The organism is Pseudomonas sp. C1C7 (genome assembly GCF_013359595.1).
GTDB lineage: Bacteria > Pseudomonadota > Gammaproteobacteria > Pseudomonadales > Pseudomonadaceae > Aquipseudomonas.
Window position 1 is genome coordinate 106,626 of record NZ_JABFMP010000021.1, and the last position, 9,402, is coordinate 116,027.

General features: G+C 62.9%; 4 protein-coding genes. All 4 read left to right on the top strand.

The annotated features are described in order from the left end of the window. Positions 1-66 precede the first annotated feature (66 nt). The 4 genes from HNO86_RS18180 (at position 67) to HNO86_RS18195 (ending at position 9,155) form a co-directional block, all read left to right on the top strand. Complete coding sequence (locus HNO86_RS18180) at positions 67-1,383, top strand: MdtA/MuxA family multidrug efflux RND transporter periplasmic adaptor subunit (protein ID WP_175378314.1); 1,317 nt, start codon at positions 67-69, stop codon at positions 1,381-1,383. Further along, positions 1,380-4,475 carry an MdtB/MuxB family multidrug efflux RND transporter permease subunit gene (locus HNO86_RS18185; protein ID WP_175378315.1) on the top strand — a complete coding sequence of 1,032 codons (3,096 nt, stop codon included), beginning with the start codon at positions 1,380-1,382 and terminating at the stop codon, positions 4,473-4,475. The genes HNO86_RS18180 and HNO86_RS18185 overlap by 4 nt, the downstream gene beginning before the upstream one ends. 100 nt (positions 4,476-4,575) lie before the next feature. Further along, complete coding sequence (locus HNO86_RS18190) at positions 4,576-7,683, top strand: efflux RND transporter permease subunit (RefSeq protein ID WP_175378316.1); 3,108 nt, start codon at positions 4,576-4,578, stop codon at positions 7,681-7,683. Continuing rightward, the gene (locus HNO86_RS18195; protein ID WP_175378317.1) at positions 7,680-9,155 is read left to right on the top strand and encodes an efflux transporter outer membrane subunit; all 1,476 of its coding nucleotides are present in this window, start codon (positions 7,680-7,682) and stop codon (positions 9,153-9,155) included. The genes HNO86_RS18190 and HNO86_RS18195 overlap by 4 nt, the downstream gene beginning before the upstream one ends. Positions 9,156-9,402: the final 247 nt, after the last annotated feature.

Sequence of the window (9,402 nt, forward strand, 5' to 3'; positions counted from 1 at the left end):
GGCGCTTTGCTTACCAGCCGTCAGTGCTTATCGTTCAGCCTTATGTAACAGAAGCCCACGCGCCCAATGGTTGATCTCTCAATGCAATCCTCCGCTTCCCGTAGTCCCCGTCGCTGGCTGTTCGGCCTGCTTGTCCTGTTGGTCATCGCCGCCCTGTGCTGGAAATTCTGGCCTGGCGGTGCTGCGCCGAAAGAAGGGGCACAGCCAAAGGCCACGGCAGGGCATACGGGCAGGGCAGGCGGGATGCGTCCGGGGTTCGGTGGCGCTTCCGGACCGGTTCCGGTGCGAGTGGCCCCGGCGGTCAAGGGCGATTTCCCGCTGTATTACAAGGCGCTGGGCACCGTCACTGCGCTGAACACCATCAATGTGCGCAGCCGCGTCGGTGGCGAGTTGGTCAAGATCTATTTCGAGGAAGGGCAGATGGTGAAAGCTGGCGATCTGCTGGCCGAAATCGACCCGCGCCCGTACCATAACGCCTTGCTCCAGGCCGAAGGCACCTTGTTGCAGAACCAGGCGCAGTTGAAGAACGCCCAGGTGGATGTCGAGCGTTACACCGGCCTCTACAAGGAAGACAGCATCGCCAAGCAGACCCTGGACACCGCGGTCGCGCTGGTCGGCCAGTTCCAGGGCACGGTCAAGACCAATCAGGCGGCGGTCAACGACGCCAAGCTCAATCTGGAATTCACCAAGATCCGCGCGCCGATTGCCGGACGCGTGGGCCTGCGTCAGCTCGATGTCGGCAACCTTGTAGCCGCCAACGACACCACGGCGCTGGCGATCATCACCCAGACCCAGCCGATCAGCGTCGCCTTCACCCTCCCGGAAAACAGCCTCGACACCGTGCTCGCCCGCTATCGCAGCGGCGCCAAGCTGCCGGCCGAAGCCTGGGATCGCGGCGACACCAAGCTGCAGGCCACCGGCGTATTGCAGAGCCTGGACAACCAGATCGACGTCACCACCGGCACCCTGAAATTCAAAGCCCGCTACGACAATCGCGACCAGTCGTTGTTCCCCAACCAGTTCGTCAACGTGCGCCTGCTGGCCGACACCCTGAAAGACGTGATCCTGGCACCATCCGCCGCGATCCAGTTCGGCACCAACGGCACCTTCGTCTATGCCCTGGACGGCGACAAGAAGGTCAAGATCCGTCAGTTGAAAATCGGTGCCAGTGACGGTCAGAACACCGTGGTCACCGAAGGTCTGGTGGCCGGTGATCGCGTGGTACTGGAAGGTACCGACCGTCTGAAGGACGGCAGCGAGGTTGAAGTGGTCAACGATCCACAGCAGGTGCCGACCAATCCGGCCGGCCATCTGCAGGGCAAATCGGCGGCGAGCACCACTGAACAAGCACCTGCCGACAAGGCGAAAAAGGGCGGCGCATGAATCTCTCGCGGCTGTTCATCCTTCGCCCGGTAGCGACCACCCTGAGCATGCTGGCCATCGTTCTGGCCGGCGTGATCGCCTATCGCCTGCTGCCGGTGTCGGCATTGCCCCAGGTCGACTACCCGACCATTCGCGTGATGACCCTTTATCCCGGCGCCAGCCCGGACGTCATGACCAGCGCTGTCACCGCGCCTCTGGAACGCCAGTTCGGCCAGATGCCCGGCCTGACCCAGATGGCCTCGACCAGCTCTGGCGGCGCCTCGGTGCTGACCCTGCGTTTCAGCCTCGATATCAATATGGACGTCGCCGAGCAGCAGGTGCAGGCCGCGATCAACGCCGCCACCAACCTGTTGCCCAAGGACCTGCCGGCGCCGCCGGTGTACAACAAGGTCAACCCGGCCGACACGCCGGTGCTGACCCTGGCCATCACCTCCAAGACCATGCTGTTGCCCAAGCTCAACGATCTGGTCGACACCCGCATGGCGCAGAAAATCGCCCAGATCAGCGGCGTCGGCATGGTCAGCATTGCCGGCGGCCAGCGTCAGGCGGTGCGGATCAAGGTCAATCCCGAGGCCCTGGCGGCCAACGGCCTGAACCTGTCGGACGTGCGCACCCTCATCGGTGCCTCCAACGTCAACCAGCCCAAGGGCAACTTCGACGGCCCGACCCGGGTGTCGATGCTCGACGCCAACGACCAGCTGACTTCGCCCGCGGACTACGCCAACCTGATCCTCGCCTATGCCAACGGCGCGCCGTTGCGCCTCAAGGACGTGGCCGAGATTGTCGATGGTGCGGAAAACGAACGTCTGGCGGCCTGGGCCAATGAAAACCAGGCGGTGTTGCTGAACATTCAGCGCCAGCCGGGGGCCAACGTCATCGAGGTAGTGGACCGGATCAAGGCCTTGTTGCCGAGCATCACCGACAACCTGCCGGCCGGCCTTGACGTGGTGGTGCTGACCGACCGCACCCAGACCATCCGCGCCTCGGTCAAGGACGTGCAACACGAACTGCTGATCGCCATCGCCCTGGTGGTGATGGTCACCTTCCTGTTCCTGCGTCGGGCCAGTGCCACCATCATTCCGTCGGTGGCCGTGCCGCTGTCGCTGATCGGCACCTTCGGCGTGATGTACCTCGCCGGTTTCTCGGTCAACAACCTGACCCTGATGGCCCTGACCATCGCCACCGGTTTCGTGGTGGACGATGCCATCGTGATGCTGGAGAACATTTCCCGCTTCATCGAAGAGGGCGACAGCCCCTTGAATGCAGCGCTCAAGGGCGCCAAGCAGATCGGGTTCACCCTGATTTCCCTGACCCTGTCGCTGATCGCGGTACTGATTCCGCTGCTGTTCATGGCCGACGTAGTAGGGCGCCTGTTCCGCGAGTTCGCCATCACCCTGGCGGTGGCGATCCTGATTTCCCTCGTCGTCTCTTTGACCCTCACGCCGATGATGTGCGCGCGGCTGCTCAAGCGTGAACCGAAGGAAGACGAGCAGGGCCGCTTCTACCGTGCCAGCGGCGCCTTCATCGACTGGATGATTGCCGCCTACGGCCGCAAATTGCAGTGGGTGCTCAAGCACCAGCCGCTGACCCTGCTGGTGGCTGTTGGTACCCTCGCGCTGACGGTGTTCCTGTATATGGCGGTGCCCAAGGGCTTCTTCCCGGTGCAGGACACCGGGGTGATCCAGGGCATTTCCGAGGCGCCGCAGTCGATTTCCTTCGCCGCCATGAGCGAGCGTCAGCAGGAACTGGCCAAGGTGATCCTGGCGGACCCTGCGGTCGAGAGCCTGTCGTCCTACATCGGTGTCGACGGTGACAACTCGACGCTCAACAGCGGCCGCCTGTTGATCAACCTCAAGTCCCACAGCGATCGCGACCTGAGCGCCAATCAGGTGATTGCCCGCCTGCAACCGGAACTGGACAAACTGGTGGGTATCCGTCTGTTCATGCAGCCGGTGCAGGACCTGACCATCGAGGACCGGGTCAGCCGCACGCAATACCAGTTCAGCATGTCGTCGCCGGATTCCGAGCTGCTCAGCCTGTGGAGCGGCCGTCTGGTCGAAGCCCTGGCCGAGCGCCCGGAGCTGACCGACGTTGCCAGCGATTTGCAGGACAAGGGCCTGCAGGTCTACCTGGTGATCGACCGTGATGCCGCCTCGCGGGTCGGGGTGTCGGTGTCGAACATCACCGACGCGCTGTACGACGCGTTCGGCCAGCGGCAGATTTCCACCATCTACACCCAGGCCAGCCAGTACCGCGTGGTGCTGCAATCGCAGTCCGGCGAGAAGATCGGCCCGCAGGCGCTGGACCAGATCCACGTCAAGACCACCGACGGCGGTCAGGTGCGCCTGTCCAGCCTGGCGCATATCGAAGAACGTCAGGCGCAACTGGCCATCACCCACATCGGCCAGTTCCCGGCGGTGATGATGTCCTTCAACCTCGCTCCCGGCGTGGCGCTGGGGCATGCGGTCGAGATCATTGAGCAGGTGCAGAAGGACATCGGCATGCCGATCGGCGTGCAGACCCAGTTCCAGGGCGCCGCCGAGGCCTTCCAGGCGTCGCTGTCGAGTACCTTGCTGCTGATTCTGGCGGCAGTCGTCACCATGTACATCGTGCTGGGCGTGCTGTACGAGAGCTACATCCACCCGATCACCATTCTCTCCACCTTGCCCTCGGCGGCGGTCGGCGCCTTGCTGGCGTTGATCCTCAGCGGCAATGACCTGGGCATGATCGCCATCATCGGCATCATCCTGCTGATCGGTATCGTGAAGAAGAACGCGATCATGATGATCGACTTCGCCCTCGACGCCGAGCGCAACCAGGGCATGGACCCGCAGACCGCGATCTATCAGGCGGCCTTGCTGCGCTTCCGGCCGATCCTGATGACAACACTGGCCGCCTTGTTCGGCGCGGTGCCGCTGATGCTGGCCACCGGGTCCGGCGCGGAACTGCGTCAACCGCTGGGTCTGGTGATGGTTGGCGGGTTGTTGCTGAGCCAGATCCTGACCCTGTTCACCACGCCGGTGATCTACCTGTATTTCGATCGGTTGGGACGCCGCTTCGGCAAGCCTGAGCGCAAAGAGGTGGTGGTATGACGGCGCGCTACAAGGTTCAAGCTTCAAGCCGCCAGTCAAAACCTGCGCGATCCCTGCTTTTTTCTTGCAGCTGGCAGCTTGCAGCCAGTGGTTGCCACCTATGAATCTCTCGGCTCCTTTCATCAAACGCCCTGTGGCAACCATGCTGCTTTCATTGGCAATCATGCTGCTGGGTGGCGTGAGCTTCGGCCTGTTGCCGGTGTCGCCGCTACCGCAAATGGACTTCCCGGTGATCGTGGTCCAGGCCAGCCTGCCCGGCGCCAGCCCGGAAGTGATGGCCTCCACCGTGGCCACGCCGCTGGAGCGCTCCTTCGGCGCCATCGCCGGGGTCAACACCATGAGCAGCCGATCGAGCCAGGGCTCGACCCGGGTGATCCTGCAATTCGACCTCGATCGCGACATCAACGGCGCCGCCCGGGAAGTGCAGGCGGCGATCAATGCCTCACGCAACCTGTTGCCCAGCGGTATGCGCAGCATGCCGACCTACAAGAAGGTCAACCCGTCCCAGGCACCGATCATGGTGCTGTCGCTGACCTCCGATGTACTGGAAAAGGGCCAGCTGTATGACCTGGCCTCGACCATTCTGTCCCAGAGCCTGTCCCAGGTGCAGGGCGTCGGCGAAGTGCAAATCGGCGGCAGCTCCCTGCCGGCCGTGCGTATCGAGCTCGAACCCCAGGCGCTGAACCAGTACGGCGTGGCCCTGGATGACGTGCGCAACACCATCGCCAACGCGAACGTGCGCCGGCCCAAGGGTTCGGTGGAGGGCGATCAGCGGCTGTGGCAGGTACAGGCCAACGATCAGCTGGAAAAAGCCAAGGATTACGAATCGCTGATCATCCATTACGCCGATGGTGCGGCCCTGCGCCTGAAGGATGTGGCCAAGGTCAGCGATGGCGTCGAGGACCGTTACAACAGCGGTTTCTTCAATGATGACTCGGCGGTGTTGCTGGTGATCAACCGCCAGGCCGGCGCCAACATCATCGAGACGGTCAATGAGATCAAGGCCCAGCTTCCGGCGTTGCAGGCGGTATTGCCGGCCAGCGTCAAGCTGAACCTGGCCATGGACCGCTCGCCGGTGATCAAGGCCACCCTGCACGAAGCGGAAATGACACTGCTGATCGCCGTGGCGCTGGTGATCCTGGTGGTGTTCCTGTTTCTGGGTAACTTCCGCGCCTCGCTGATCCCGACGCTGGCGGTGCCGGTGTCGCTGGTGGGCACCTTTGCCGTGATGTACCTCTACGGCTTCTCCCTGAACAACCTGTCGCTGATGGCGCTGATTCTCGCCACGGGCCTGGTGGTGGACGACGCCATCGTGGTGCTGGAGAACATTTCCCGGCATATCGACGAAGGCGTCAAACCGATGAAGGCCGCCTATCTCGGCGCCCAGGAAGTCGGTTTCACCTTGCTGTCGATGAACGTGTCGCTGGTGGCGGTGTTCCTGTCGATCCTGTTCATGGGCGGCATCATCGAGAGCCTGTTCCGCGAGTTCTCCATCACCCTGGCCGCGGCGATCGTGGTTTCACTGCTGGTGTCGCTGACCCTGACGCCGATGCTCTGCGCACGCTGGCTCAAGCCCCACACGCCGGGCCAGGAAAACCGCCTGCAACGCTGGAGTGCGCGGGCCAACGAATGGATGGTCGCCAAGTACGCCACCAGCCTCGATTGGGTGTTGCGTCATCGCCGCCTGACGCTGCTCAGCCTGTTCATCACCGTCGGCGTCAACGTTGCCCTGTACGTGGTGGTGCCGAAAACCTTCCTGCCGCAGCAGGACACCGGCCAGTTGATCGGTTTCGTACGCGGCGACGACGGCCTGTCGTTCAGCGTGATGCAGCCGAAAATGGAAATCTTCCGCCGTGCCGTGCTCAAGGACGACGCGGTGCAAAGCGTGGCCGGCTTCATCGGTGGCACCAACGGCACCAATAACGCCTTCATGCTGGTGCGCCTGAAACCGATCAAGGAGCGCAATATTTCCGCGCAGAAGGTCATCGAGCGCCTGCGCAAGGAAATGCCCAAGGTCGCCGGTGCGCAGTTGATGCTGATGGCCGACCAGGACCTGCAGTTCGGCGGCGGCCGTGAGCAGACCACTTCGCAGTATTCCTACATCCTGCAAAGCGGCGACCTGGGTGCCTTGCGCGAGTGGTATCCGAAAGTGGTGACCGCGCTCAAGGCCCTGCCGGAGTTGACGGCGATTGACGCCCGGGAAGGCCGTGGTGCCCAGCAGGTGACGCTGATCGTCGATCGCGACCAGGCCAAGCGCCTGGGGATCGACATGGACATGGTCACGGCGGTGCTGAACAACGCCTACAGCCAGCGGCAGATTTCCACCATCTATGACAGCCTCAACCAGTATCAGGTGGTCATGGAGGTCAACCAGAAATACGCCCAGGACCCGATCACCCTCAATCAGGTGCAGGTGATCACCGCTGATGGCGCGCGGGTGCCGCTGTCGACCATCGCCCATTACGAAAACAGCCTGGAAGACGACCGGGTCAGCCACGAAGGCCAGTTCGCCTCGGAAAGCATTTCCTTCGACATGGCCGAAGGGGTGACGGTGGAGCAGGGCAGTGCCGCCATCGAGCGGGCGATCGCCTCGGTCGGCCTGCCGGAAGACGTGATCGCGAAAATGGCCGGCACCGCCGATGCCTTCGCCGCGACCCAGAAGAGCCAGCCGTTCATGATCCTCGGCGCGCTGGTGGCGGTGTATCTGGTGCTTGGCGTGCTGTATGAAAGCTACATCCATCCGCTGACCATTCTCTCGACCCTGCCGTCGGCGGGTGTCGGTGCGTTGCTGTCGATCTATGCCCTGGGCGGCGAGTTCAGCCTGATTTCGCTATTGGGGCTGTTCCTGCTGATCGGCGTGGTGAAGAAAAACGCCATCCTGATGATCGACCTGGCCCTGCAACTGGAACGCCAGCAGGGCATGGAACCGCTGGAATCAATCCGCAATGCCTGCCTGCAACGCCTGCGACCGATCCTGATGACCACCCTGGCGGCCATTCTCGGTGCCTTGCCGTTGCTGCTCAGCCGTGCCGAAGGCGCCGAAATGCGCCAGCCGCTGGGCCTGACCATCATCGGCGGGCTGATCTTCAGCCAGGTGCTGACCCTCTACACCACCCCGGTGGTTTACCTCTATCTCGACAAGCTGCGCCATCGCTTCAACCGCTGGCGTGGCGTGCGTACCGATGCTGCTCTGGAAACTCCGCTATGAATGACCGTTCGCTGTTCAACCTGGCCACACCGATCATCACTGCCCGAGGTTCGCGGCTGCTGAGCCTATCGTTGTGCGTGGCGATGCTCAGTGCCTGCGCCGTCGGCCCGGACTACCAGCGCCCGCAAACCGCCGAGCCCGCGCAGTACAAGGAAGCGCAGGGCTGGCGTCAGGCCAATCCGAGCGATGCCCTGGCCCGTGGCGCCTGGTGGGAGCTGTATGGCGACCAGCAGCTCAATGGCCTGATCGACAAGCTCAACAGCTCCAACCAGACCGTGGCCCAGTCCGAAGCCCAGTACCGTCAGGCCCAGGCCTTGGTGCGCAGCGCTCGCGGTGCGTTTTTCCCGACCGTGGACCTGACCGCCGGGAAAACCCGTTCCAGCCAGGGTACCGGCAGCAGCAGTTCGAGCCTGAGCAGTTCTTCCAGCGGTATTCGTGACACTTACACCGCGCAAGCCGGTGTCAGCTGGGAGGCGGATATCTGGGGCAAGTTGCGTCGTGGCCTGGAAGCCGACACCGCCAATGCCCAGGCGAGCTTCGCCGACCTGGCGGCGATGCGCCTCAGCCAGCAGTCGGAACTGGTGCAGAACTACCTGCAATTGCGGGTGATCGATGAGCAGAAGCGGCTGCTGGAGGCGACGGTCGAGGCCTACAAACGTTCGCTGAAGATGACCGAAAACCAGTATCGCGCGGGTGTCTCGGGCAAGGATGCGGTGGCCCAGGCGCAGACGCAGCTCAAGAGCACCGAGGCGGATCTGGTGGATCTGATCTGGCAACGGGCCCAGTTCGAAAACGCCATCGCGGTGTTGATCGGTCTGCCGCCCGCTGAGTTCAAGCTGGCGGAAACCGATGAGATTCCGGTATTGCCGGATGTACCGCTGAGCCTGCCTTCGCAGTTGCTGGAACGCCGTCCGGACATCGCTTCCGCCGAGCGTTCGGTGATTGCCGCCAATGCCAACATCGGTGTGGCCAAGGCAGCCTATTACCCGGACCTGACCCTGAGCATGAACGGGGGTTACAGCAGCAGTACCTCGAAGAATCTGTTCAGCCTGCCGAACCGGTTCTGGTCGGTGGGGCCGCAACTGGCGATGACGTTGTTCGATGGTGGGCAGCGTTCGGCGGAAGTGGATCGCAGTGAAGCGGCCTACGATGAGACCGTGGCCAAGTATCGTCAGACGGTGCTGGACGGGTTCCGTGAGGTGGAAGACTTCCTGGTGCAGATCAAGGTGCTGGAAGATGAGGCTGTGGTGCGTCAGCAGGCGCTGGATGCGGCCCGGGAGTCCTTGCGCTTGACGCAGAATCAGTACAAGGCCGGGGTGATTGCGTATCTGGATGTGGTGGTGGTGCAGGCTACGGCGTTGAACAATGAGCGCACGGCGCTGAATTTGCTGCAGAGCCGGCTGATTGCCAGTGTGCAGTTGATTGCTGCGTTGGGGGGTGGTTGGGATGGGCAGCTCGAGCAGCCCAATTGACCGTTGTTCAAGTGTCGCCCGCAGGTTTTGTGTCCACTACATATCTCTGTGGGAGCGAGGCTGCTCGCGAGCTTTTTGACTGTGTACATATCCGTTGCTGCGGGCGTGGCGGCTGTCGGTTCCGCCCTGACGGTCGGGTCACTTTTGGCAAACGCCCGGAATGCCGGCCCAGCCAAAAGTAACCAAAAGGTCTGCCCCAACGTTCGGTCCCTCGCCAAGGCTCGGGATCCCTTCGCTCCGGCATTCA